This window comes from Muricauda sp. MAR_2010_75 (genome assembly GCF_000745185.1).
In the GTDB taxonomy this organism is placed as follows: domain Bacteria; phylum Bacteroidota; class Bacteroidia; order Flavobacteriales; family Flavobacteriaceae; genus Flagellimonas.
Genome location: NZ_JQNJ01000001.1, coordinates 2,553,893 through 2,579,555, shown reverse-complemented (window position 1 = coordinate 2,579,555; position 25,663 = coordinate 2,553,893). Strand labels below are relative to the sequence as shown.

The window sequence follows — 25,663 nt, the reverse complement described above, 5'->3', positions numbered from 1 at the left end:
ATTAAGCTGTTTCCGTTTTTAATGCATCAACTTCTTCATCCGAAGCTTTGGGATAAATGGTTGCTGTCTTCAATCGTTTCAATCTCTTTTTGATATTGCCCTTTATCACGTAGTGATCAATAGTAGGGGCAAACACGTTCATCAACAGTATTGCCAAGAAAACGCCTTCTGGGTATCCTGGGTTGAACACACGGATCATGACGGACATAAATCCGATCAAGAAACCGTAAATCCATTTCCCTTTATTGGTCTGGGAGCCCGTTACGGGATCGGTGGCCATGAACACAATACCGAAGATGAGACCACCCACCAACAAATGCTGCCAGTACGGGAAGCTCATCAAGGTGTAGAATTTACTGTATTCTGGCAACCAACCGGCATCTACAATTCCATTAAAAATCAATCCCATGGCCAAAGAGCCCAATACGGCGCTCAACATAATGCGCCATGAGGCTATTTTGGAGAAAATCAGGAACAGACCACCCAATACAATCAATAAGGTAGACGTTTCTCCCACAGAACCGGGAATAAAACCGTAGAACATATCGGCCAAGGAGTATCCTGTGTCCGTATTGCCCTGTGCCAGATACCCTAGAACGGTTTCCCCAGAAATGGCATCGGTGGAACCCGCTTGGGTAATTCCATCTTTTGCGCCGTGCACCCAAACCTTGTCCCCACTCATCCAAGTTGGATAGGCAAAGAACAAGAAGGCACGGATGGTCAACGCCGGGTTTAAGATATTCATTCCGGTTCCCCCAAAAACTTCTTTACCAATGACCACGCCAAAAGCGACCGCTACGGCCAACATCCAAAGGGGTGTGTCCACAGGAATGATCAAAGGAACCAACATTCCTGTCACCAAATAGCCTTCTTCAACTTCATGGCCCTTGATTACCGCGAACAAGAATTCGATGGCAAGACCCACTCCGTAGGAAACAATCACCAAAGGCAAAACCGTGGTGATGCCCACCAAGAAATTGTCCCAGGTCAGAAAGTGCTCAAACAGGTCAAAATCCACTGGAAAACCATTAATGGCGGAGTAATGCTGATACCCTGCATTGAACATTCCGAACAGCAAACAGGGCACCAAGGCCATGATCACCGTGTTCATGGTACGCTTTAGGTCGTCCGCTCCACGAATATGGCTACCAGAATGCGTTGTTTCGTTGGGTGTATAGAGAAATGTATGCAGCGCATTGAAGGCCGGAGCCATTTTTTTGCCCTGATACTTTAACTTCAGCTGATGTAATTTTTCTTTCATTCCCATATTATCCTAGTTCTTTTTGCAACAAGTCCAATCCTTCCCTGATTATCTGCTGGTGTGGTTGTTTTGATATGCATATAAATTCTGTGAGCGAAAAGTCCTCTGGGGCCACTTCGTAAAGCCCCAATTGCTCCATGTCGTCCAAATCCCCTACCATACAGGCCTTCAACAATTGAAGTGGGTAGATGTCCATGGGAAACACCTGCTCATATTGACCCGTGACCACAAAAGCTCTGTGCTCACCATTGGTATTGGTATCTAAATTGTATTTTTTCTTGGGCTGTAGCCAAGAAAAGGTGAGTGCCCTAGTGGTTGAAATTTTATTGAAAATAGGTCTATTCCATCCGAAGAAATCATAATCATCCCCTTCAGGAATGGCTGTAACGGTGTTATTGTAGTAGCCCAAATGACCTTCGGTATTGGTTTTGGTTCCGGTAAGCACATCGCCATTGATCAATCGATACCTATCTTCATTTACGCCACTGGCATATAGAAAAGTTGAGATTTCCGCACCGATTTTGGTGGTGTAATATTGAGGACTTTTGATAATAGACCCCGCCAATGCAACAATACGCTCTGCATTGAACTTTCCTGTCAACAACAATTCACCAATGAGCACCATATCTTGGGGCGAAATGGTCCAAACCGTCTCCCCTTTATTGATAGGGTCAATTTTATTGATTTGGGTTCCCACCAATCCCGCTGGGTGTGGCCCCGATATTTTATGTAATTCAATTCCTTCCACATCCAAAAAAGGAGACCTTCCGGATTTCCCAACAGTAACGTGGATTTTACCTGGGGTCAATTTGCGCAATGCCATTACCGCAGCTCCCAACTCCTGTTCTTTATCCCTGAGCACGTAGTCTGCATTGGCCGCCAAAGGCGCAGTGGTATATGCTGATACAAATATGGCCTTGGGGGTTACATCTGGATCGGCAATGACATCATAAGGACGCTGTTTGATAAAGGGCCAGCCCCCATTTTGCAACAAGAAAGTCTTAATGGTCGCCGCATCCGCCGTATCAAGGTCAGGAACCTTGCTTTGGGTGTACTTTTGGGTTTTATCCGCAAGAATCTTGAGCGTCAAGATTTTTCTTCTAGCCCCACGAACAATTTCCACCAATTCTCCACTTACGGGAGACACAAAGTGCATTTCTTCGTTGTTCTTGTTATAAAAAAGTGGTTCTCCCGCTTTTACCTCTTCCCCTTGCTTTATGAGCATTTTTGGGGTGATTCCGTGAAAATCATTTAGGTTTAGGGCATACACGTTACTTAAAACGGCTTTGGAAGTAGTCTGTTCTGCTGCCCCGATGAGGTTGATATCCAACCCCTTTCTAATCCGGATGTCTTTAGACATATTGTTGTAGACCTTTTGTTATCAAAATCGGTGGCAAATTTAGCACTAAAAGGTATGTTTTCATAATAATTAACCATAAAAATGGGATTACATCGAGCTAAATTCCCAAGGCATACTTTTTGTTTACCTTTACCCAAAAAATAAGGCCGTAATGCGCTTTTTGATCAAACAAATATTTCTTTGGTTCTTTGTGTCCAGCATTTTTGCCCAGGTACAGGAAGAGGTAAATCCCCCGGAAAACATAAAGACCATCATATTTAGGGGCCCCACGGAAGACCAATTTCCCGTGATTTTGCTGGGGGAATCCATGACCCTGGAATTTGATGATCTAACGGCAAGGGAACAGGATTACTATTATAAAATTATTCACTGCGATTACGATTGGACCCCATCCCAACTCTTAAAATCCCAATATTTGGTAGGGAATGACAACCAACGCATCATTGATTACGAGAACAGTTACACCACCTTACAACCCTATTCCAATTATAGATTGACCATTCCCAATGAAAATGTTCGGTTGAAGGTCAGTGGAAACTATGTGCTGGAAATTTACAACAGCTATGGAGAGCTTCAATTTTCCCGAAGGTTCGTGGTATACCGGGATGCCGTTGCAGTGGGCGGTACAGTGAAACGTTCCCGTGATTTTAATTTTCTGAACGAAAAACAGGTGGTGCAGTTCAACATAAATACGGCCGGATTTCCTGTGGTAAACCCCAAAAATGAAGTGAAGGTCGCTATTTTACAGAACCATTTTTGGCCTACGGCCCTGTACAACATCAAACCGCAGTTTACCATTGGATCGGAACTGGTCTATAAATATGATCAGGAAACCAGTTTTTTTGGAGGTAATGAATTCTTGAATTTCGACACCAAAGACCTAAGATCTCCTTCATTTGCCATATCTCGGGTGGAATTTGGGGATGTTTACAACCATTACCTGTTCACCAATGAATTTCGTTATGATAGGCCATACACCTATTTCCCCGATATTAATGGGGATTTTGTGGTGCGGACGTTGCAAGGAGAGGATGTTTCCCGCGAAGCGGAATACACCAAGGTACACTTTAGTCTTCCCTACACCAATGAAATAGGATTGGACAATGTCTATGTGGTGGGAAAGTTCAACAATTATGACCTTTCGGAAGAAAATAGAATGACATTCAATCAAGACACAGGAAAGTTTGAGGTCACTCTTATGATGAAACAAGGTTTTTACAACTACAAATATGTGGTGGAGCGTGCCGATGGCACTTTAGAGCTCAACTATGTGAGCGGCAATTTCCATTTTACCGAAAACAACTACCTCATTTTAGTGTATTACAGAAATTTTGGAGATCTGTATGACAGTATAATAGGTATAGGTTCCGTCAACTCCAGAACAATAAGTAATTAATTATCTTAGCTCCAAATCCTAAAGGGGCATGGGCAAAAAAGACAGCTTGGTCAGTAAGGGCCGCTATGAGCTTAGGTTTAGGGGCGATCAATGTTTAAACTGTGGACATCCTTTGGATGTGAGCGACAAATATTGCCCCAATTGTTCGCAGGCCAACAGTACCAAAAAGTTGACCTTAAAAGATTTTGTGGATGAGTTTTTCTCCGGGCTGATCAATTACGACTCCAAACTCCTGAAAACCTTATCTGCCCTATTGGTCAGACCAGGGACCATTACCAAGGATTACATAAATGGTAAACGGGTGACCTACACCAATCCCTTTCGGTTTTTGTTGAGCCTGGCATTCCTATACTTTCTAATGTTTACTTACAACACCAGTTTCGACAATCTGGATAGAGCCGCTTCAAAATTTGATGGCAACATTTCCGCAGGAGTACCTGTGGCATATAATGTAAAATCAGGCGCTTTCTCTACTGACAGTACCGAACTAAGAAAACATACAGCCAATGTTCTGGCACAATTGGACTCGGCCGATGCCAATACCCCGGAAGTAAAGAAAGGGGTAAATATTCTGGACTCCCTTATGGTTGCCGTGAACCTTAAAAAGGTGAATCGAGACTCTCTTATGGCCGCGGACCCTGCAGGGTATTATAAAAGTTTGGAAGAGGAAAATTCCGGAACCAATACATTTTCGTCAAAAATGGAATTCTTTGGACGGATGATCCAAGTGGATACCCTTTACAGTTTTCAGCAAGCCCAGGACAAATACAACCTCAAAAGCTCGTTCTCAAACAAAATGGCCTTTCAGTTTTCAAACAGTTTTTTGAAGGTGGTGAAGCAACCTGGAAGCTTTATAAACTCAACCATATCCAAGCTACCTTTTGTCGTCTTTTTATTTTTACCTGTGTTTGCCGTCTTCATTTGGCTGGTGTACATCAGAAAAAAATACACCTACACCGATCATCTTATTTTTAGCTTTCACAACCAATCCTTATTGTTTATCTTGCTCATCCTTAGCTTGATAATAGATGCTATTTTTGATGTAACGAGCGCAGGTATATTCATTACAATTTTTAGTGTATACCTATATCTGGCGATGAAGAAGTTTTACGGGCAAGGAACATTTAAAACCATTGTCAAATATCTCTTTCTGAACACTATATTTACCTTTTTGGCAGTATTTGCGGTAATCATGTTGTTAACAGGAAGTGTTTTTACCTATTGATCTATGTTCACACAGGTTACAAAAGGAATCAAAGTATCGGTGCAAACCACCTTTGAAGGCACATTTTTTAAAAACTACAAAATGCACTATGCCTTTGGGTACACCATTACCATTGAAAACTTAAGCAAGGACGTTGTTCAGCTCACAGCACGGCACTGGGATGTTTTTGACGCCCTCAAAGACATTGAAACCATTGATGGTGAAGGTGTAATTGGCAGAAAACCAGTGATCAAGCCCGGAAAATCCCATACCTATAGTTCCGGTTGTTTGCTGGCTTCCCCCATTGGCGCTATGCATGGGTACTATAACATGGTGAACTTGGCCACTGCCCAAGAATTTGAAGTGGAGATTCCGGCCTTCAAATTTGCCGCTCCATTTGCCATAAACTAATCCATAACATTTTCTGTTCGCCCTTTGTTTGCTTACCTTTGATGGAATGAATTGTTAACATCAAAAATTAAGCATTTTTATGGGAAAAGGTTTTTTTCAAGTTCCGACTGCGTATAACGAACCGGTAAAAAGTTATGCCCCCGGCACACCAGAACGTGAAGAGGTACTGGAACAGTACAACACCTATTACAACGGCAACGTTGAGGTTCCGCTTTACATCGGTTCCAAGGAAATTAAAACTGGGAGCACCAAACCAATGTCGCCCCCACACGAACACCAACATGTGGTAGGACAGTACCAATTAGCCGAAAAACAACATATTGAAGCGGCAATTTCAAGTTGTTTGGAAGCCAGGGAGGCTTGGGCCAATTTAACTTGGGAACAACGAGCTGCCGTTTTTTTAAAGGCTGCCGACCTCATCGCAGGTCCGTATAGGGCAAAAATAAACGCTGCCACCATGATGGCGCAGTCCAAGACCATACACCAAGCCGAAATAGATTCTGCTTGTGAACTTATTGATTTTTTAAGGTTCAATGTAGAATACATGGCGCAGATCTATGCCGAACAGCCAGAATCCTCTGAAGGAATCTGGAACCGCGTGGAATACAGACCACTGGAAGGTTTCACCTATGCCATTACCCCGTTCAACTTTACAGCCATTGCCGGAAACTTGCCATCCTGTATGGCCTTAATGGGCAACGTTGTCATTTGGAAACCCAGTGACAGTCAGGTATTCTCTGCGAAAGTAATCATGGATGTCTTTAAAGAGGCTGGATTGCCCGATGGTGTCATCAATATGGTGACTGGTGATCCTGCAATGATTTCAGATGTGATTCTTTCCAGTCCAGACTTTGCTGGATTGCACTTTACAGGGTCCACTTTTGTGTTCAAGGAACTTTGGAAGCAAATCGGAAACAATATCCACAACTACAAGACCTATCCAAGAATCGTTGGGGAAACAGGAGGCAAGGATTTTATTATTGCCCACCCCACTGCAAAACCAAAACAAGTGGCCACGGCCATTGTTAGGGGTGCTTTTGAGCTCCAGGGGCAAAAATGCAGTGCTGCTTCGCGGGTATATTTACCAAAATCCACAGCCAATGAGATCTTGGATTTTGTAAAGGCCGATTTGGCTTCGTTCAACAAGCCAGGCTCACCTGCTGATATGAGCAACTTCGTCACCGCAGTGATCCATGAAGGTTCTTTTGACAAATTGGCCAAATACATCGATCAAGCCAAAGCTGATGACAATGCGGAAATTATCGCTGGCGGAGGATATGACAAATCCGTAGGGTATTTTATCGAGCCCACCGTGATTTTGACCACCGATCCAAAATACACCACCATGTGTACCGAACTTTTCGGTCCAGTGGTCACCATATATATTTATGAGGACAAGGATTGGGCCGATACCTTGAAATTGGTGGATGGCACTTCTGAATATGCCCTAACAGGTGCTGTTTTATCCGCAGACCGCTATGCCATTGATGAAGCTACCAAAGCGTTGCAAAACTGCGCTGGTAACTTCTATATCAACGATAAGCCCACTGGGGCCGTTGTAGGTCAGCAGCCTTTTGGTGGAGCAAGAGCATCAGGAACCAATGATAAGGCAGGTTCTGCCCAAAATCTTCTGCGCTGGGTTTCTCCACGATTGATCAAAGAGACCTTTGTAACGCCAGAGGATTATCGCTATCCTTTCTTGGGATAGGTTCAAAGTAATATAATTTGATAGCCGTTATTTCCATTTTTGAGGAGATAACGGCTATTTTTATGTTGTACTAACACCAATTCCTTATGCCTAGACCTTATGTGTTGGCCGAAACCAACTGGAAACATTTAAAAGACGAGTCTATTGAACTGGCCGTGCTACCTTGGGCCGCCACAGAAGCGCACAACTATCACCTACCCTATGCCACAGATACGATTGAAGGGACCGCGATTGCCGAAGAATCGGCACGAATTGCATGGGAAGAAGGTGCTAAGGTAATCGTTCTCCCCACAATTCCCTTTGGGGTCAATACGGGCCAATCGGATATTTATTTGGACATGAACTTAAATCCCAGTACCCAATTTGCTATTTTGAAAGATCTTATCACCGTTTTGGACAGACAGGGTATTCATAAATTTATGATTCTAAATAGTCATGGCGGCAATAATTGGAAGTCAATTATCCGAGAGTTAGGCTTACTTTTTCCAAACATGTTTATTTGTGCTTCGCAATGGCCCACAATATTAGACCGAAAACAATATTTTAAAATCCCAGGTGATCATGCAGACGAAATGGAAACCAGTCTTATATTGCACCTAGCACCAGAACTGGTACTACCAAAAAAAGATTGGGGCAGTGGAGCAGAAAAAAAGAATAAAATTAAGGCCTTTAGGGAAGGTTGGGCTTGGACCGAGCGACCTTGGTCAAAAATAAGCGAAGATACCGGAGTTGGAGACCCAAGCAACGCATCCAAAGAAAAAGGAGAGCGATTTTTTAACGCCATTTGTGAAAAAATGGGTCAATTGTTCATTGATATTGCCCAAGCGGATGTAGACAATCTTTACGAATAGCCATGTCGGGTAACCAAAGATTCTTTTTTCTTGTACCACCTCAAGTCCAACTGCTGGATATTACCGGTCCAGCCCATTTATTTTATGAAGCCAAGGAATACGGTGCCGAAATTGAAACAATTTATTTAAGTCTAGACGATGCTATTGAGCAACAATCGGGAGCAGGCATTGCTTTGGGAAACTTGACCCCTTTCCACCAGCATAGCCTAGGCCCAAATGATTTGCTTTTTGTTCCCGGTATGGATGTTCAAATTTTGTTCACCGAAAACATATCCAAAATATTCCATTCGTTTTTTGAGTGGTTAAGGGAACAATATCAGCATGGTGCTAAAATTTGTTCGGTATGCACAGGGGCCTATCTGTTAGGATACGCAGGACTTTTGGATGGGAAAGAATGTACCACCCATTGGAAATACATGGAAGACTTTCAATCTAGATTTCCCAAGGCCAAAGTATTGTCGGACAGGTTGATCATCAAGGATGGCAATCTCTATTCCAGTGCCGGGGTTTCTTCAGGAATAGACCTATCCCTTTTTATTATCGAAGAACTTTTCGGGCCTGTTTTTACATCCAAAATAGCCAAAGAGGTGGTGATTTTTCTCCGTAGAACCGAAAATGACCCCCAACTCAGTGTTTTTCTTCAATATAGAAACCACATCGATACCCGAATCCACCAAGTGCAGGATGTACTGGCCCAAAACCTCAGTACCAAGACCGCCATAGAAGAACTAGCTGAAATTGTGCACATGAGTCCCCGTAACCTTACGCGTTTGTTCAAAAAAACCACTGGGATCACTATTGGGGATTATCTGGACAAGCTTAGAGTGGAACGGGCCATTCAAATGTTGTCCTCGGGATCAAAAGTAAGTGCTGCGGCATCAGCGTGCGGATTACAGAGTCCCAATCAACTTCGATCACTTCTAAAAAAACACACCACTTCCCTCCCATCGGATTGGCACAAATAATTGTCCCAATACTGCGGATGGTTGTCCTTTGACCCCATTATACTTCGGTATACTTTTGACGAAAATCATCAAAAAATGAACAAGGCAATTTTTCTTTTAGCTACCAGCTTGGTCACTTTGTGCGCCATGGCCCAAAACAACATTCCTATGGAAACTATCTACATTTGCCCACCTTGCAACGCCACATGCGATAAAGTCGAACATAATTCTCCAGGAGTGTGCTCCCATTGCAACATGGTCCTCATCAAAAAAAGCGATTCAAAAACCATTGCCTTTTATCTACAAGATGGGGTTGAAGTGCTTGATTTTGCAGGGCCGATGGAAGTTTTCGCCTATGCTGGATACAAAGTGTTCACGGTTTCCGCCAACAAGGAGCCCATAAAATCGCAAGGCATACTTACAGTAACCCCAGATTACAGTGTGGATAATGCCCCAGAAGCCGATATTTTGGCCTTCTTTGGAGGGAATTCGGGAGCGGCTTCCCAAAATCCAAAGGTTATTGATTGGGTACAACGCCAAAAGAACGTACAATATCATTTTTCGGTCTGTACAGGGGCCTTTGTCTTGGCCGAAGCCGGAATATTGAACGGGAAAACGGCAACAACCTTCCATAATGCCCTTGACGATCTGGAAAACAACTACCAAAAAATTGATGTGCGCAAGAATGTCCGTTTTGTGGACAATGGCAAAGTCATTACCACAGCAGGAATTTCAGCAGGAATCGATGGAGCGCTTCATTTGGTGGCCAAACTTCAAGGGCTGAATGCTGCCAAACGCACGGCTTATTACATGGAATACGACAACTGGAATTTGGGCAATGGATTGATTCTTTCAGAGGACAATCCGTATATAAAAAAGAAACCCATTTCTTTCTTCAAAAACTTTGAGGGCACTTATCAATATGAGAATAACGCAGAGTTAAAACTGGTCTTTAATGAGCGTGAAGGTAATCTCGTGGCAAACGTCAATGGTGCCTCATATCCAGTGTACCATGAAGACCAGGACATTTTTTCTGATGTGGGCAATGACCCTGTTTTCTTTCAAAGAAATGAAGCTGGTAAGATTATTGGATATAAGCTTCGTGAGGATGGAAGGTTGTTTCAGAAATTATGATGTCAAGAAAACCTATTTTCTCAATTCTTGGCTTCTTTTGGCTTCTATCCTGTGCCCACGGTCAAAATAAAACCTATCGATGTCCACCTTGTGCATCGGATTGCCATAATCAAGTGTATGTTGAACCAGGGACCTGTCCTGTTTGCAACATGAAGCTTATTGGTGACCAGAATAGCAAATATGAAGGATACATAAAGGAAGATGTCCGTATTCTAAATGATTCCGTAGCACTGAATGCCGCCTACTATTCACCCTTTTATACCGAAGAAATAAAAGCTGCTCTGGTCATTGTACATGGATCGGCACCTTCCACTTATGAAGATGTGAGCTTCTATACCAAACTGGGCACCCAGCTTGGAATGGCCATATTAGCGTTCGACAAAAGAGGAGTGGGTGAATCAGGAGGCACTTACGAATATTTTACGGTTGCACGTAGTAAAGCGTGGTTTGATTTACTTGCTTCCGATGTATTGGCCTGTGTAGAATGGCTCAAATCGAAACCAGAACTCCAACAAGCCAAATTGGGGCTATTGGGAGGAAGCCAAGCGGGTTGGGTCATGCCTTTGGCTGCTTCAAAAAGCAAAGATATCGATTTCATGATCATAGGCGAAGGGGCAGCCGTTTCTGCTGGAGAAGAACATTATTTCAGCCAACTTACAGGAGATGGGGATATAAATGGAATCTCAATACCGGAAGCACACAAAAAACTAAAAAAAATTACCGGGGAAAGAGGGTTTGACCCTAGAAATATACTAGAACAATTGGGAATAGAGACACTTTGGTTTTTAGGCACCAATGACCCTGTTATTCCAGTGGATGCTACACTTGAAGAATTAAAACGCTTAAACAAATCCAATTTTCAAGTGGTATTGCTTCCCTTTGGAGACCATAGTTTTGTCAATACCCAAACCAATAAGCGTTATGATCTTCTCTCATATATAAAACCTTGGTTAAAACAGATTGGTGTTCTTCAATAAACACAAATAGCATATTTATTTTACTATATGTCAGCTGTTTACAAACCTCTATCCGTTCCTAAAAGGAAGTTTTTCTTCAAAAAAACCCATTCCAAAGCAATCTTTATGTAAATTTAACGTTAATTAATTGTAAACTGAACGTAATCTGTTTACCTTTACACATTAAAACCCAATTACAATGAAAGAGCGAGTTAATGTTTGGGGGAAATTGACCAAGTGGCTGAACGACAAATGGCAGTATGCCAAAACGTATTCCAGAAAGTGCAGAGGGGTCTACTATAGAATGTTGAACACATAAAAGTAGATCAACCCCGAAACTTCTGGGGCAGATAGACCACCTTTTTGGTCTCAAAGAAATCCTCCTTAAAATAGTCTTTTAAATCGAAGATTTGAACGGTTTTATAATCTTTCAATTCTTCGGTAAGGTCGCCGCCCTTTAGGTAAAAAATACCATTTTTACGTTCATGGGCGGGGTCCTTTTTTATTTTTCCCCGGGTCCAATGCACAAAAGTGGGCATGGCGGCAACAGCACGACTCACTATGAAATCAAACTCTCCTTCAATATCCTCCACCCTGGAATGAATGGCGGTCACGTTGTCCAATTTTAGCCCATCAACCACCTCTTGAACCACTTTTATTTTTTTTCCAATGGCATCCACAAGGGTAAATTGCACTTCTGGGAACAGTATGGCCAGTGGAATTCCCGGAAACCCCCCTCCTGTGCCCACATCAAGGATTTCCGCCCCTTCATTGAACGATTGAATCTTTGCAATTCCCAAAGAATGAAGCACATGCCTTAGGTAAAGCTCATCAATATCCTTTCGGGAAACCACGTTGATTTTCTGGTTCCAGTCCTGATACAGCGCTTCCAAATCCCCGAAGTGTTGTTTTTGCACATCGGTGAGCGTCGTAAAATAATTGAAAATCAAATCGGCATTCATCTGCAGGCTGTTAATTTTAGCAAAATTAATACTTTTGAACATGTTAACACCGTTCTAACATGAAGGTGTAACCGTATAAGGTGCAATTTGGCTACCTTTGTAAAAAATTTTTATATGGATAAAAGTACCATCCGGTTTTCAAGAAAGGATTCTGCACAGTTCTTTAGAACTCTGAACAAAAGAGTAAACGAATACTTCAACGAAAATGAGATAAAGAAAACCGGGAATTGGAAACTTCACATGAAAACCATTGTGATGTTTGCCATTTTTTTGACCCCCTATTTTCTGATTTTAACCCTTAACCTTCCCTTTTGGGCCTATCTTTTGCTTTCCATTACCATGGGAGTAGGTATGGCCGGCGTGGGCATGAATGTGATGCACGATGGCAACCACGGAGCCTATTCCAACAAAAAATGGGTGAACAAGCTTATGGGAAGCAGCATCTATATCTTGGCCGGGAACGTGTATAACTGGCAAGTACAGCACAACGTTTTGCACCATACCTATACCAATATCCATGAGCATGATGAGGATATGGAGGCAGGACGAATCTTACGATTCTCAAAACATGCCGAATGGCAAAAACATCATAGATTTCAACATTATTATTCCATTTTTCTATATGGATTGCTCACATTCAATTGGGCCATAACTACAGATTTCCAACAGATGTACCGCTATATGAAGCGTAAATTGAGCTACGGAAAACTGCCCAATCCCGTAATCAACTGGAGCACTTTGGTCATCACCAAGATTATCTATTTAACCATTTGGATCGCCCTTCCCATGATTTTTGGTGGCGTTGCCTGGTGGCAGGTACTTCTTGGTTTCTTTATTATGCACTATGTTGCCGGGGTGATCCTTAGCGTTGTATTCCAATTGGCACATATTGTGGATGAAGCAGAAACCCCACTGCCCGACGAAAGCGGAAATATGAAAAATACCTGGGCCATCCACCAACTCTTTACTACAGTCAATTTTGGCACAAAAAACAAGGTTGTAAACTGGTTTACCGGTGGTCTTAACCATCAAGTGGAACATCACATTTTCCCGAACATCAGCCACGTCCACTACACAAAAATTTCTAAAATTGTGAAACAGACGGCACGGGAATTTAATTTACCCTACAACGAGTATAAAACTACCAGAAAAGCTATAATTTCGCACTTCAAACATCTGAAGGAATTAGGGAAAAACCCAGCACTTCAGTACTAGTAAAATAGCAAAATCGATGAGCAACCATTTATCTGACAGGATTCAGAACATGTCCACGTCGGCCACTTTGGCTATGGCTGCAAAGGCCAGGGAATTACGGAATGAGGGAAAGAACATTATTGGATTAAGTCTGGGCGAACCCGACTTTAATATTCCAGATTTTATCAAAGAAGCCGCCAAACAGGCCATTGATGACAACTATAGCAGCTACACCCCTGTAGATGGTTATGCCGAGTTGAAGAAGGCCATCACCCTTAAATTCAAAAGGGATAATAATTTGGACTATGGTCCAAATCAAATTGTAGTGTCCACAGGGGCCAAACAATCCCTTTTTAATGTGGCCATGGTAGTATTGAACCCTGGGGATGAGGTTATTTTACCTGCTCCATATTGGGTGAGCTATAGCGATATTGTGAAATTGGCAGAGGGCGTCCCTGTTGAAGTAAAGACCAGTATTGATACTGATTTTAAAATGACCCCGGAACAATTGGAAGCAGCCATTACCCCCAAGACCCGTATGATTTGGTTCAGTTCACCCTGCAACCCCAGTGGTTCGGTATACAGCAAAGCTGAATTGGAAGGTTTGGCCGAGGTCTTGAAAAAGCATCCAGATATTTTAGTGGTTTCCGATGAAATTTATGAGCATATCAATTTTACTGACGGTGGGCACACCAGTATTGCCGGAATTGATGGCATGTACGATAGGACCATTACCGTAAATGGTGTATCCAAAGCGTTTGCCATGACCGGATGGCGTATTGGATATATAGGTGCTCCTGAATGGATTGCCAAAGGATGTACCAAACTGCAAGGTCAGGTTACCAGCGGTGCAAATGCCATTGCACAGCGTGCTGTGATTACAGCTTTGGAAGCTCCAGTGAGCAAAATTCAGTACATGATCGATAAGTTTCACGAAAGAAGGGACTTGGTCTTGCAATTGTTGGGAGAGATCGAAGGATTCAACCTCAACGTTCCCGAGGGAGCATTCTATGTCTTCCCTGACATTTCTGCTTTCTTTGGAAAGACATTGAAGGGAACCACCATCAATAATGCATCGGATTTTGCCCTTTATCTTTTGGAGCATGCCAATGTGGCCACAGTTACGGGTGAAGCTTTTGGAAACCCCAATTGCATACGTATTTCCTATGCAGCATCAGAAAAAGAACTTAGGGAGGCCATTGCACAAATTAAGGCCGTGGTTTAATTGAATGTCATGCTGAACTTGATTCAGCATCCCATTCTATTCAGAAAGATGTGATGAGACCCTGAAACCAGTTCAGGATGACGGATTCATAAACAACACAGTAATGAAACAGACCTCTTGAAGTTGCACTTCAAGAGGTTTTTTTAGGTCTTTTTCCAGAAATATGGAGTAAGGAGAATCAGCACGGTAAACAGTTCCAAACGTCCCAACAACATCAGGAATCCACACCACCATTTTCCAGCATCGGGTAGGCTATCATAATTGCTCACAGGGTTTAAACTACCAAAGGCCGGACCCACATTGCCCAGGGACGAAGCAGCTCCCCCCACTGCAGAAATAAAATCAAGTCCCAAAAAACCAAGTACCAAAGAACCAATAATGAACAGGAGCATGTACAGTACAAAAAAGGCAATTACGTTGTACACAATATGTTCCGTAACGGTCTTTTGATTATATCGAACGGGAATAACGGCATTCGGGTGCAGGGTTCGCTTAAATTCCAAAATACCATTTTTGATGATGATCAAATGCCGCATCACTTTAATTCCTCCCGCAGTTGAGCCAGCAGACCCCCCTAAAAACATCAACCCAAAGAAAAACACGGTCAAAAAAGGTGTCCACGAGGTAAAATCCGCCGTTACAAAACCTGTTGTGGTGATCACGGCCACCACTTGAAAAAGGGCATGCCTAAAGGCACTTTCCGCTTCTCCCCAGACCATCGGGTGAAATTCTGACACTCCCACATTGGCCTTATAAAATATCGCTAAGGCAACCAATGCGGAAAAAATGACCACAAAACCGAAATAGTACTTGAACTCTTCATCTTTTAAAATGCGTTGCACCCTTTTGGTAAAGGCAAAATAGCTGAGTACGAAATTGCTTCCCGCCAAGAACATAAAAAGGATGGTGATGTATTGGATCATAGGTTGATCGTTCCAATAGGCCAAACTGGCATTTTTTGTGGAAAAACCTCCGGTTGACATTGTGGCCAAGGAGTGGTTGATGGCATCAAAAAAAGTCATTCCGGCCACTTTTAGCAAAACAGTCTCTGCCACCGTATATCCAAAGTAAATCAACCACAACCGTTTTGCAGTGTCTGTAATCCTTGGGTGCAATTTATCCCCGCCAGGGCCTGGAGCTTCAGCAGCAAACAACTGCATCCCCCCAATACCCAACAATGGCAATATGGCTATGGCCAGTACAATGATACCCATTCCCCCGATCCAATGGGTAAGGCTCCTCCAGAGCAAAATGCCTTCTGGAAGCGATTCAATATCGTTTAAAATGGAAGCTCCCGTTGTGGTATATCCGGAAATAGTCTCGAAAAATGCATCGGTAATAGAAGGAATGGTCCCTGAAAACAAGTAGGGCAACATTCCTGAAATGGACATCACAATCCACCCAAAAGTCACTACAATATAACCTTCCCGTCGTTTTACTTCTTTTTTGTGCCCACGTGTGTAGAACATGGCCATCATCCCAAAAAGCATGGTTACAATGGCAGCAAGTGTAATATCCAAGGTTGCACCATCCTTGTAAATGCCACTGGCAAATGCGGCCAAAAGCATAAAAGAGCCATTGCACAAGAGCAACAGTCCCAAAATATGGATGATGATTCGTGTATTGAGTTTCATTACAGGAACAACTTTTCTATCCTTGGGATAGCTTTGGGCAAGCAACAGACCACTACTTTGTCGCCTTCAGCAATCCTAAAGTCCCCTAGAGCAATGATTCCCTCTCCATTTCTGATGACCCCGCCAATGCTGGCCTCCCTAGGAAAATTCAACTCCCTGATCAATTCGCCATTTACCAACGAGGATGCCTTCACCTCAAATTCCAAGATCTCTGCATTGAGGTTGTTCAATCGGGTCAAGGCCAACACCTCCCCTTTTCGGATATATCTAAAGATACTGTTTGCCGCTAGTAGTTTTTTATTGATGAGCGTATCCACCCCAATGGAATGCGACAGCTGAAAGTAGTCCATGTTCTCCACCAAAGCGATGGTCTTTTTTATCTTTTTGGACTTTGCCACCAAACAAGACATAATGTTGGTCTCTGAATTTCCTGTAACGGCAATAAAGGCATCCATGGATTCCAGATTCTCTTCTTCCAGCAGTTCCACGTTTCGCCCATCTCCATTAATGACCAAGGCATGGGGAAGTTCATCGGCAATATCAAATGCCTTTTCCTTATTTTTTTCAATAAGTTTTACATTGAACCGTTTATTGCAAAGGTCCCTGGCCGTTTTAAACCCTACTTTACTTCCGCCCAGAACCATCACATTCTTGATATCCTGCTTTTGCATGCCTGTGAGTTTGTACAGTTCTTCCACTCCCTTATCTGAAGTGATGAAGTATACTTGGTCTCCTTCTTTGAAAACGGTGTCCCCCCTGGGAATCAACGTGTATTGTGTTCCCATCCGCTGTAGGGCAATGGGCATAAAATGCAGTTCAGGAAAAATCTGTGCGGCTTCTTTTACCATTTTGCCCACAAACGGGGCCGTTCTGGGAAGAATGACCCCAAACATGGTCAATAGTCCGCCTTCAAACTCATACGTATCGTTAAATGCGGACTGGTTGAGCATCAACTGGATTTCCATGGCAGCCAATCGTTCAGGGGAAATTAGTTCATCAACACCTAAATCCTCAAACCGTATGGATTCCCGGTTGTCCATAAACTCCGTGTTGGAAATTCGGGCTATAGTTCGCTTACATCCCAACTGTTTTGCCAAAAAACAAAGGGTAAGGTTTGTAGTTTCAGATGCCGTTACGCCAATAACCAATTCCGAGGATTCCACTCGGGCATCCCGCAACACTTGTATGGAAGTGGCATCTCCCCGAAGTACCCTAATGTCCAAATGTGTATCCGCATAGGCCAAACTCTCTTTGTCCGTATCGATCAATGTAATATCCTGTGCTTCATAAGACAATAGTTTTGCCAAATGAAAGCCTACCTCACCAGCTCCTGCAATTATAATCTTCATCGATTAAAATAAGATGTGTTCTTGAATAAATTCAATTTGTGCGCTACAAATGATAAAAAGAATAGTGACCGTGGTCTAAATGACATATTTTTAACAACATACGGAAAGATTCCCCCATTGCTGGGCAAAATTACACAAATATTTTTGTACACCTGCCATATTGCTAAATTGTATATTTGCCACCAAATTCAATAGATGTCAAAAAAAGTTACGCCTTACAAGGAATCACAACTTGGAAAAAAGGAACAGGTCCGCCAAATGTTCGATACCATTTCCAAGAATTATGACGGTCTCAACAGGGTCATTTCCTTTGGAATAGACCTTAAATGGCGTAAACGTATGGTAAACTTACTCAAGGCAAAATCTCCAAAAACCATCTTGGACATTGCTACGGGAACCGGAGACTTGGCCATTGCCATGACCCAAACCGGCGCCGAGAAAATTGTAGGATTGGATATTTCACCCGGCATGCTGGAAGTGGGAAAAGAAAAAATTTCAGAAAAAAACCTGCAGGATACCATAGAAATGGTGGTTGGGGACAGCGAAGATTTGCCGTTTGATGACAACACTTTTGATGCAGTAACGGTTGGCTTTGGGGTTCGGAATTTTGAGAACCTTGAAAAAGGGCTCGCAGAAATTTATAGGGTATTAAAGCCAACGGGGACTTTTATGGTCCTGGAGACTTCCGTGCCCACCAAAACACCATTTAAGCAAGGTTATCGTTTGTATTGCAACTACATTCTTCCCACAATCGGGAAATTGTTCTCCAAAGACCGTTCGGCCTACAGGTATTTGAGTGAATCTGCATCTGTTTTCCCCCACGGCGAGGCTTTCAACAATATTTTGGCCAAAACTGGGTTTATAGGAATAGAGAACAAACCCCAGACATTTGGAGTGGCCTCCATTTATGTCGCGACAAAATAGTTTAATGAAAAACGTCTTTCTTCTGTTCAGTTTGCTGGTATTGGCATGCTCAACTTCCTTGGCCCAGTTATCCGATGACCGTATTCTCAATCTTCAGAATGAGGACAAGAGGTTCTTGAATTGGGGGTATTACCTGGGTTTCAACCAATACGATTTTCAATTTGAATACAAAAATGATATCGGCAGGGATGTCTTGGTCGACAAAAGCTTTGGATTCAATGTGGGATTGATAGGCGAAATGCGCATCAACGAATTTTTGGATACCCGTTTTGAGCCAGGACTGCTCTACACCGCAAGAACTTTGGGCTTTCCAGGGTTTACGGATCAGGCTGATGCGCTTAGAGAGGTGCGCTCCACATATATTCGATTTCCTTTGCTCCTCAAAGCCAGCACCAAGCGTTTTGGCAATTGGAAACCTTTCATTATTGGGGGTGTGTACACTTCCCTGAATTTGGGAAGCAAAGAAGACAGTTTGGACGATAACAGTAGTGGAGAATTCAGAATGAAAAAGAACGTTTATGGCTATGAGTTGGGCTTTGGTATCGATTTTTACACCGAATACTTTAAGTTCACACCTTCCATCCGTGGCGTTTTTGCCCTTTCCGATGAGTTGGTTCCGGATGATGACCCAAACAGTCCTTGGACTGGAAACATCAATGCCATGCGTACCCGGGGAATTTTTATCAATTTTACGTTTGAATAAAATTGTTGGCTCAAAGATCAAATAAACAAAACCACAAAAGAATGCCAGCATGTTAATAGACCCTAAGATAAATGTAAAGATCAGGCTTGCCCTGTTTTGGATAGCATTGATGTTCTTATATATCTATAACGATATATTGTCTCTGTATCAGCCGGGGCATGTCAAGGAACTGGCAGAAGGGTACTCTCAAGGGATGCGTTTTACACAGCCTATCTTATTGGGAGCGGCTATTCTAATGGTGCTTCCCGGCCTCATGGTATTACTTTGTGTAACTTTAAAAGCGCGGGCAAATCGTCTTGTGAACATCATCATAGGCATGTTCCATATTCTTGTACTTATCGCCACACAGTTCATAGGCGAGCAAGACTTGTGGTTTTATTGGCGGTTTTATGAGTTATTGGAATTGATTTTACTGTTTCTGATTATCAGATTGGCATGGAAGTGGCCAAGCACGGAATAGACTAAAATGAATTAAACGGAACCATACTGGAAGATAAAAATGAGCCAAAGTCCAAAATAAACTATCTTCTAACCTCATTCAGAAGAATGGCCGTGGCCGTGGCCACGTTAAGGCTTTCCGTGGTAATTTCTCCAAATTGTGGAATTGAAATACGCTCCGTAATCAACGCACTGACCTCTTTGGAAATCCCGTTGGCCTCATTGCCCATCACTAAAATTCCGTTTGAAGGAAGTTTTTGGTCATATACAGGTTCCCCATCCATAAAAGCACCGTAAACCGATACTGTTGTATTTTTTAAATACGCTTCAAGGTTTGTATAAATTATGTTTACCCTGGCAATGGACCCCATAGTGGCCTGAAGCACTTTTGGATTATAGCAGTCCACTGTATCTTCGGAACAAATCAATTGTTTTACCCCAAACCAATCGCACAATCGGATTATGGTTCCCAAATTTCCCGGGTCTCGTACCGCATCCAAGGCCACCATCCAATCGGAATCTTCATTTTTTTTGGCCTCGGGCATAAAGAAAACCCCCAACACCCCACTGGGATTGGTTAAACTGCTCATTTGTTTCAATAGGGTTTTGGAAACCAGCTCGTATCCTTTAAAACCTTCCGCATTCAGCGAATCATCAACAAACAATTTAAAAGGTTTCAACCCCCATTGCAATAGCTCATTTACCGTTTTTTCGCCTTCCACCACAAACAGGCCATGTTGAGATCGGTACTTTTTTTGCTTTAGGCTTACAACTAGCTTAATTTGGTTTTTCGTAACCATCTAAATCGTGTATTTTTGGCGTCTATGAAGGGTTCTTTACGTCTATTGTGCAACTGGGCAAAAATAGGATTATTGTTGCTTATATTGACCACTGCTGGTTGCAACACCCTTAAAAAGGTTGGTGAGGATGAGTTATTGCTCACCAAAAACAACATTCGGGTAGATGGTGAAAAGGTTACGGACAGTGAGATCAAAGGTCTTATTTCGCAAAAACCCAATAGTAGCGTTCTAGGATACCCCCTTCGACTGAACCTGTACAACCTGGCCAAGGAAAATCCAGATTCTTCTTTTCAGAATTGGCTGTACCGAAAGGAAAAACGCGAAAAAAGACTCAATAACCTGCTTTCCAAGAAACAGGTCAATAGGTTGCAAGAGTCCTTTATGGTAAAGGGATATAGTGAGTTTTTGAAACGAATCGGGGAACCTCCCGTGGTCATAGACACCTCCCTAACCAATAAATCCGTAAATAGATTAGAGGCCTATTACAATAGCAAGGGCTATTTTAACAACTCGGCTTCATATACCATTGTGGATGGAAAAAGAAAGAAAAGAGCCGAATTGGACTATGAAGTGACTTTGGGGAAACCCTTTATCATAGACACTGTTCAAAAAAACATAAGCTCTCCCGAACTGGATTCCATTTACACTATTTCTTCAAGGAGTTCTTTTGTAAAAAAAGGAGAACAATTTGATTTGGACAACTTTACCCTGGAACGTGAACGACTGACAAACTTGTTCCGAAACTCAGGAGTATACAACTTTCAGGAAAGTTCAATCAACTATGACATTTTAAGGGATACTACACTGGTATCGGATGACCAGTTGATGGATGTACAGCTCAACATAAGAAAGTTTAGGAGCTCCGCAGATAGTACGGACACTACCGATCCTTACCGCATCCACCGCCTTAAAAAAATCAACATCTATTCTGACTATTTGTTTGGGGATGAAGTGGACTCCTTAAATTCTGTGGAATACGAAAACTACACCATTTACTATAAGGAAAAACTTAGATATAGACCCAAGGCCTTAACAGATGCCATCTTCTTTGAAAAAGATAGTATCTACAGAGATTTGGACAGGATTCGAACCTACCGGCAGATTACCAACCTGAACACTTTTAAGTATCCCAACATTGAGTTTATCCCGGATACGACCCAAGCCCAATTGATCTCAAATATCTATCTGGCTCCTAGGCCCAAGTTTTCATTAAACATGAATTTTGATGTGACCCACTCCAACATTCAGCAGGTGGGGACGGCGTTCAGCACCTCGGTCATTACTAGAAACGTCTTTGGAGGGGCAGAAACTTTGAACATTTCTGCCAGGGGATCCATTGGCTTATTGAGTGATGCATCCCTATCCAATGAAACATTTACTTCAGAACTAGGTGGTGATGTAAACATCACCTTTCCCAGAATTTGGTTTCCCTTCAACACAGAAAAGATCATCCCCTATTACATGCTGCCCCAAAGTAGGCTGTTGGCGGGTACCAACTTTCAACGGAACATTGGTTTGGACAAACAATCCTTGAATTCCATCCTTTCCTATAACTGGTCGCCCACCACTAGGTTAAGAAACAACTTGGAACTATTGAACGTGGAGTTTGTACGGAATGTAAACCCGGACAATTTCTATAATGTATACCGAAACACTTTTTCCAATTTGGATGACCTTGCGGACGATTTTCAGGACAATCCCGAATATGCTTCCTATTTTGAATATTCAGACAATGAAACCGATCCGCTTCGCTTGATTATTCCTGAAGGTGCCAATGGCTTTGTACAGGCCGTTCTAGGCAATGAAATTCCCGTATCCGAAGATCAACTTGATGAGGTAAACAGCATCGAGGAGCGCAGAAGGCGCCTTACCGAGAACAATCTCATCTTTGCCACAAACTTTACCCATACCAAAAACAGCAAGTCAGACATCAATGATTTGGATTTTTACCAGTACCGAATAAAATTGGAAAGCGCTGGAAATATGCTTTCCTTGATCGCCAATGCCATTCCTTATAATGAAAATGATGATGGACAACTCCTGGTTTTTGGTGTTCCTTTTTCCCAATATGTAAAAACCGAACTTGATTATATAAGACATTGGCAAGTGGGCGATTCCCAAGTAATAGCCTTCAGGAGCTTCTTGGGCATGGCCGTTCCCTACGGAAACTCCAATAACATCCCCTTTGTGCGAAGTTACTTTGCAGGGGGTTCCAACGACAACAGAGCTTGGAATGCCTACGAATTGGGACCAGGAAAAACCAACAACATCAACGACTTTAACGAGGCCAATCTTAAGCTCGCCTTTAATGTGGAGTATCGTTTCCCCATAGCCGGTGATGTAAAAGGAGCCCTTTTTGCCGATGCAGGCAATATTTGGAACGTTTTCGACAGTGAAAAGAATCCCGATGCCATTTTTACTGACTTTTCATCCCTTGGGGATTTGGCACTGGGCTCTGGTTTGGGACTGCGCTACGATTTTACCTATTTTGTCTTTAGGCTGGATGTTGGGTTTAAGACCTACAATCCCGCTGAAGAAGGTTCGGATCGTTGGTTCAGTGATTACAACCTCAGGAAAGCTGTCTTCAATATCGGGATCAATTATCCTTTCTAGAGGAATTATTTTATTACTTTTGTGGCCTAATTTAACTCGAAAACCATCTTAAACTATGTCCCACAATATTAAGCCAGGCGTTGCTACGGGCGATGAAGTTCAAGCGATTTTTAAACATGCCAAGGAAAACGGATATGCCCTTCCAGCCGTAAACGTGGTTGGGTCCAATACCACAAATGCCGTAATGGAGACCGCTGCTTCATTGAATTCCCCTGTTATCATTCAATTTTCAAACGGAGGAGCACAGTTCAATGCAGGAAAGGGACTTTCCAACGAAAACCAAAAAGCTGCCATTTTGGGAGCCGTGGCAGGTGCCAAGCATGTGCACCAATTGGCTGAAGCTTATGGAGCCACCGTGATTTTGCATACCGATCACTGTGCCAAAAAACTATTGCCTTGGATTGATGGGCTTTTGGATGCCAGTGAAGCACATTTTAAAGCTACTGGAAAACCGTTGTTCAGTTCACACATGATCGATTTGTCTGAAGAACCCATTGAGGAGAACATTGAAATCTGCAAAGGATACTTGGAGCGTATGAGCAAAATGGGTATGACCTTGGAAATTGAATTGGGTGTCACCGGTGGTGAAGAAGACGGTGTGGACAATACCGATATTGACGATTCAAAACTGTACACCCAGCCCGAAGAAGTGGCCTATGCCTACGAAGAACTTTCCAAAATCAGTCACAGATTTACCGTGGCCGCTGCTTTTGGAAACGTACACGGTGTGTATAAGCCAGGAAACGTAAAATTGACGCCAAAAATCTTGAAGAATTCCCAAGAATTCGTATCCGAAAAATACGGTGTGGGGTACAATCATATCGATTTTGTGTTCCACGGCGGTTCGGGTTCCACTTTGGAGGAAATCAGGGAAGCCATCGGATACGGTGTCATTAAAATGAATATCGATACCGATTTGCAATATGCATTCTTGGAAGGTGTTCGTGATTACATCCAAGGAAAAGCGGATTACCTTCAGGCCCAAATAGGAAACCCTGATGGAGATGATCAGCCCAACAAAAAATTCTACGACCCAAGGGTTTGGCTCAGAGAAGGTGAAAAAACTTTTGTGGCACGCCTAAAAAAGGCCTTTGAAGATTTGAATAACGTCAATACCTTGTAAACCTTCGTTTAATTTAATTTTGATTGCATGTCGTCTTGGTTTAAAAGAAAGGAAAAAGGAATACAGACCGCCACGGAGGAAAAAAAAGATACCCCCAAGGGGTTATGGTATAAATCCCCCACTGGAAAAATTGTTGAATCTGAAGACCTTGCCAAAAATTTCTATGTAAGTCCCGAGGATGATTACCATGTTAGAATAGGGAGCAAGGAGTACTTTGAAATTCTATTTGATGACAATAAGTTCAAGGAATTGGATGAAAACATGACTTCCAAGGATCCCTTGAAATTTGTGGACACCAAAAAATACTCGGAACGCTTAAAGACCGTGCAACAAAAAACGGGATTAAAGGATGCTGTCCGCACCGCCGTGGGAAAATCCATGGGCAAGGACATTGTTATTGCCTGTATGGACTTTAATTTTATTGGTGGTTCCATGGGAAGTGTTGTGGGTGAAAAGATTTCTAGGGCCATTGATGTGGCCAAAAAGAAAAAAATCCCATTCTTGATGATTTCAAAGTCAGGAGGTGCCCGAATGATGGAAGCTGCACTTTCCCTAATGCAATTGGCAAAGACATCAGCAAAATTGGCGCAATTGGCAGAGGCCAAAATTCCATACATTTCATTGTGTACCGATCCAACAACCGGGGGAACAACTGCCTCCTATGCCATGCTGGGGGACATCAACATTGCTGAACCAGGAGCACTGATCGGTTTTGCCGGACCCAGAATTGTAAAAGATACCGTTGGAAAAGACCTTCCAGAAGGTTTCCAGACCTCTGAATTTTTGAAAGAGCACGGGTTCTTGGATTTTATCGTTCACCGAAGGGATTTGAAAAAGAAAGTCAATCTCTATATCGATTTGATTACCAATCAACCCATAAGAAACTAATAAGAGCCCCAATAACTGGGGCTTTTTTGTTTTATAAAATGTGCAAATACAATATACCGGCCTCAAAAGTTTGGTTCATTGCTCTTTTCAATTCAAAAAAAGACCTATCTTTGCGCGCTGATTGAAGGTCAATCAATACATAAAAATCATTTAAATAAATATTGGAATGTATTTAACGAAAGAAGTAAAAGCCGAGATTTTCAAAAAACACGGCGGCTCTGAGAGCAACACCGGTTCTACGGAAGGTCAAATTGCATTGTTCACACACCGTATCAACCACTTAACAGAACACCTTAAAAGGAACCACAAGGATTACAACACTGAACGTTCTTTGGTGGCTTTGGTAGGTAAAAGACGTAGTCTTTTGGATTACCTAAAGAAAAAAGACATTGAAAAATATCGTTCCTTGATCAAGGAATTGAATATTAGAAAATAAAAATAAAGGGGAGGCTTTGGCTTCCCTTTTGTTTTGGTTGGACGAGCTCCAACACCACTAAGTCCCAAGCTGCAAATTGGGCAAACACAAAAAGCTTCATATAGTTTTTCATTGGTCAGTGCCGAAAGGCACACACAACAACAACACAA

The 25,663-nt window shown here is 42.5% G+C and carries 23 protein-coding genes; 17 read left to right on the top strand and 6 right to left on the bottom strand.

The window, feature by feature from the left end; translation table 11 throughout:
- Position 1: 1 nt before the first annotated feature.
- Together FG28_RS11500 and FG28_RS11495 are read right to left on the bottom strand one after the other, a co-directional pair.
- Positions 2 to 1,267 (bottom strand): NADH:ubiquinone reductase (Na(+)-transporting) subunit B, encoded by a 1,266-nt coding sequence (locus FG28_RS11500; RefSeq protein ID WP_036382959.1) that lies wholly within the window; start codon positions 1,265 to 1,267, stop codon positions 2 to 4.
- Position 1,268: 1 nt separating this feature from the next.
- Complete coding sequence (locus FG28_RS11495) at positions 1,269 to 2,621, bottom strand: Na(+)-translocating NADH-quinone reductase subunit A (RefSeq protein ID WP_036382958.1); 1,353 nt, start codon at positions 2,619 to 2,621, stop codon at positions 1,269 to 1,271.
- Positions 2,622 to 2,772: 151 nt separating this feature from the next.
- On the opposite strand from FG28_RS11495, the gene FG28_RS11490 reads away from it, so the two are divergent.
- The 8 genes from FG28_RS11490 to FG28_RS20160 all read left to right on the top strand — a co-directional run bounded on the left by FG28_RS11490 (position 2,773) and on the right by FG28_RS20160 (position 11,246).
- Positions 2,773 to 4,017 carry a type IX secretion system plug protein domain-containing protein gene (locus FG28_RS11490; protein WP_036382957.1) on the top strand — a complete coding sequence of 415 codons (1,245 nt, stop codon included), beginning with the start codon at positions 2,773 to 2,775 and terminating at the stop codon, positions 4,015 to 4,017.
- A 28-nt stretch (positions 4,018 to 4,045) separates the two neighbouring features.
- Entirely contained in the window at positions 4,046 to 5,242 is a 1,197-nt protein-coding gene (locus FG28_RS11485; protein WP_036382955.1) for a DUF3667 domain-containing protein, read from the top strand.
- A gap of 3 nt (positions 5,243 to 5,245) precedes the next feature.
- Positions 5,246 to 5,632 carry a Co2+/Mg2+ efflux protein ApaG gene (apaG, locus tag FG28_RS11480; RefSeq protein WP_036382953.1) on the top strand — a complete coding sequence of 129 codons (387 nt, stop codon included), beginning with the start codon at positions 5,246 to 5,248 and terminating at the stop codon, positions 5,630 to 5,632.
- Positions 5,633 to 5,711: 79 nt separating this feature from the next.
- Complete coding sequence (gene pruA / locus FG28_RS11475) at positions 5,712 to 7,340, top strand: L-glutamate gamma-semialdehyde dehydrogenase (protein ID WP_036382951.1); 1,629 nt, start codon at positions 5,712 to 5,714, stop codon at positions 7,338 to 7,340.
- An 86-nt stretch (positions 7,341 to 7,426) separates the two neighbouring features.
- Positions 7,427 to 8,191 (top strand): creatininase family protein, encoded by a 765-nt coding sequence (locus tag FG28_RS11470; RefSeq protein WP_036382949.1) that lies wholly within the window; start codon positions 7,427 to 7,429, stop codon positions 8,189 to 8,191.
- A 2-nt stretch (positions 8,192 to 8,193) separates the two neighbouring features.
- Positions 8,194 to 9,156 carry a GlxA family transcriptional regulator gene (locus tag FG28_RS11465; RefSeq protein ID WP_036382946.1) on the top strand — a complete coding sequence of 321 codons (963 nt, stop codon included), beginning with the start codon at positions 8,194 to 8,196 and terminating at the stop codon, positions 9,154 to 9,156.
- Positions 9,157 to 9,231: 75 nt separating this feature from the next.
- Positions 9,232 to 10,269 (top strand): DJ-1/PfpI family protein, encoded by a 1,038-nt coding sequence (locus FG28_RS20165; RefSeq protein ID WP_051947290.1) that lies wholly within the window; start codon positions 9,232 to 9,234, stop codon positions 10,267 to 10,269.
- A gap of 149 nt (positions 10,270 to 10,418) precedes the next feature.
- On the top strand, positions 10,419 to 11,246 hold the full coding sequence (locus FG28_RS20160) for a S9 family peptidase (RefSeq protein WP_051947289.1): 828 nt from the start codon (positions 10,419 to 10,421) through the stop codon (positions 11,244 to 11,246).
- A gap of 305 nt (positions 11,247 to 11,551) precedes the next feature.
- On the opposite strand, the gene rsmG is transcribed toward FG28_RS20160, so the two are convergent.
- Complete coding sequence (rsmG, locus tag FG28_RS11450) at positions 11,552 to 12,187, bottom strand: 16S rRNA (guanine(527)-N(7))-methyltransferase RsmG (RefSeq protein WP_036382944.1); 636 nt, start codon at positions 12,185 to 12,187, stop codon at positions 11,552 to 11,554.
- A 114-nt stretch (positions 12,188 to 12,301) separates the two neighbouring features.
- Here rsmG and FG28_RS11445 point away from each other — a divergent pair, with 114 nt between their 5' ends.
- Positions 12,302 to 13,402 carry an acyl-CoA desaturase gene (locus tag FG28_RS11445; RefSeq protein ID WP_036382942.1) on the top strand — a complete coding sequence of 367 codons (1,101 nt, stop codon included), beginning with the start codon at positions 12,302 to 12,304 and terminating at the stop codon, positions 13,400 to 13,402.
- 16 nt (positions 13,403 to 13,418) lie between these two features.
- On the top strand, positions 13,419 to 14,606 hold the full coding sequence (locus tag FG28_RS11440) for a pyridoxal phosphate-dependent aminotransferase (RefSeq protein WP_036382940.1): 1,188 nt from the start codon (positions 13,419 to 13,421) through the stop codon (positions 14,604 to 14,606).
- 143 nt (positions 14,607 to 14,749) lie between these two features.
- Here the strand turns inward: FG28_RS11440 and FG28_RS11435 are convergent, their stop codons facing one another.
- Positions 14,750 to 16,240 (bottom strand): TrkH family potassium uptake protein, encoded by a 1,491-nt coding sequence (locus FG28_RS11435; RefSeq protein WP_036386507.1) that lies wholly within the window; start codon positions 16,238 to 16,240, stop codon positions 14,750 to 14,752.
- On the bottom strand, positions 16,240 to 17,589 hold the full coding sequence (gene trkA, locus FG28_RS11430) for a Trk system potassium transporter TrkA (RefSeq protein WP_036382938.1): 1,350 nt from the start codon (positions 17,587 to 17,589) through the stop codon (positions 16,240 to 16,242). Before trkA ends, FG28_RS11435 begins: the two co-directional genes overlap by 1 nt.
- 195 nt (positions 17,590 to 17,784) lie before the next feature.
- On the opposite strand from trkA, the gene ubiE reads away from it, so the two are divergent.
- The 3 genes from ubiE to FG28_RS11415 are packed head-to-tail and all read left to right on the top strand — an operon-like array spanning position 17,785 to position 19,676.
- Positions 17,785 to 18,513: a bifunctional demethylmenaquinone methyltransferase/2-methoxy-6-polyprenyl-1,4-benzoquinol methylase UbiE gene (ubiE, locus tag FG28_RS11425; RefSeq protein ID WP_036382937.1), complete on the top strand. Its 729-nt coding sequence runs from the start codon at positions 17,785 to 17,787 to the stop codon at positions 18,511 to 18,513.
- Between the two features lie 4 nt (positions 18,514 to 18,517).
- Positions 18,518 to 19,216 (top strand): porin family protein, encoded by a 699-nt coding sequence (locus FG28_RS11420; protein ID WP_036382936.1) that lies wholly within the window; start codon positions 18,518 to 18,520, stop codon positions 19,214 to 19,216.
- 49 nt (positions 19,217 to 19,265) lie between these two features.
- On the top strand, positions 19,266 to 19,676 hold the full coding sequence (locus FG28_RS11415; protein WP_036382934.1) for a DUF6326 family protein: 411 nt from the start codon (positions 19,266 to 19,268) through the stop codon (positions 19,674 to 19,676).
- Between the two features lie 61 nt (positions 19,677 to 19,737).
- Here the strand turns inward: FG28_RS11415 and FG28_RS11410 are convergent, their stop codons facing one another.
- Positions 19,738 to 20,454, bottom strand: coding sequence for an RNA methyltransferase (locus FG28_RS11410; protein ID WP_036382932.1), 717 nt, complete (start codon positions 20,452 to 20,454; stop codon positions 19,738 to 19,740).
- Positions 20,455 to 20,478: 24 nt separating this feature from the next.
- Between FG28_RS11410 and FG28_RS11405 the strand changes: the two genes are divergently transcribed.
- The 4 genes from FG28_RS11405 (at position 20,479) to rpsO (ending at position 25,514) form a co-directional block, all read left to right on the top strand.
- Complete coding sequence (locus FG28_RS11405; RefSeq protein ID WP_036382930.1) at positions 20,479 to 23,067, top strand: BamA/TamA family outer membrane protein; 2,589 nt, start codon at positions 20,479 to 20,481, stop codon at positions 23,065 to 23,067.
- A 55-nt stretch (positions 23,068 to 23,122) separates the two neighbouring features.
- A complete protein-coding gene (gene fbaA / locus FG28_RS11400) occupies positions 23,123 to 24,190 on the top strand; it encodes a class II fructose-bisphosphate aldolase (RefSeq protein WP_036382928.1) in 1,068 nt (355 codons plus the stop codon).
- Positions 24,191 to 24,217: 27 nt separating this feature from the next.
- Entirely contained in the window at positions 24,218 to 25,078 is an 861-nt protein-coding gene (gene accD / locus FG28_RS11395) for an acetyl-CoA carboxylase, carboxyltransferase subunit beta (protein WP_036382926.1), read from the top strand.
- Between the two features lie 166 nt (positions 25,079 to 25,244).
- Positions 25,245 to 25,514, top strand: coding sequence for a 30S ribosomal protein S15 (gene rpsO / locus FG28_RS11390; protein ID WP_036382924.1), 270 nt, complete (start codon positions 25,245 to 25,247; stop codon positions 25,512 to 25,514).
- The last annotated feature ends 149 nt before the right edge of the window (positions 25,515 to 25,663 follow it).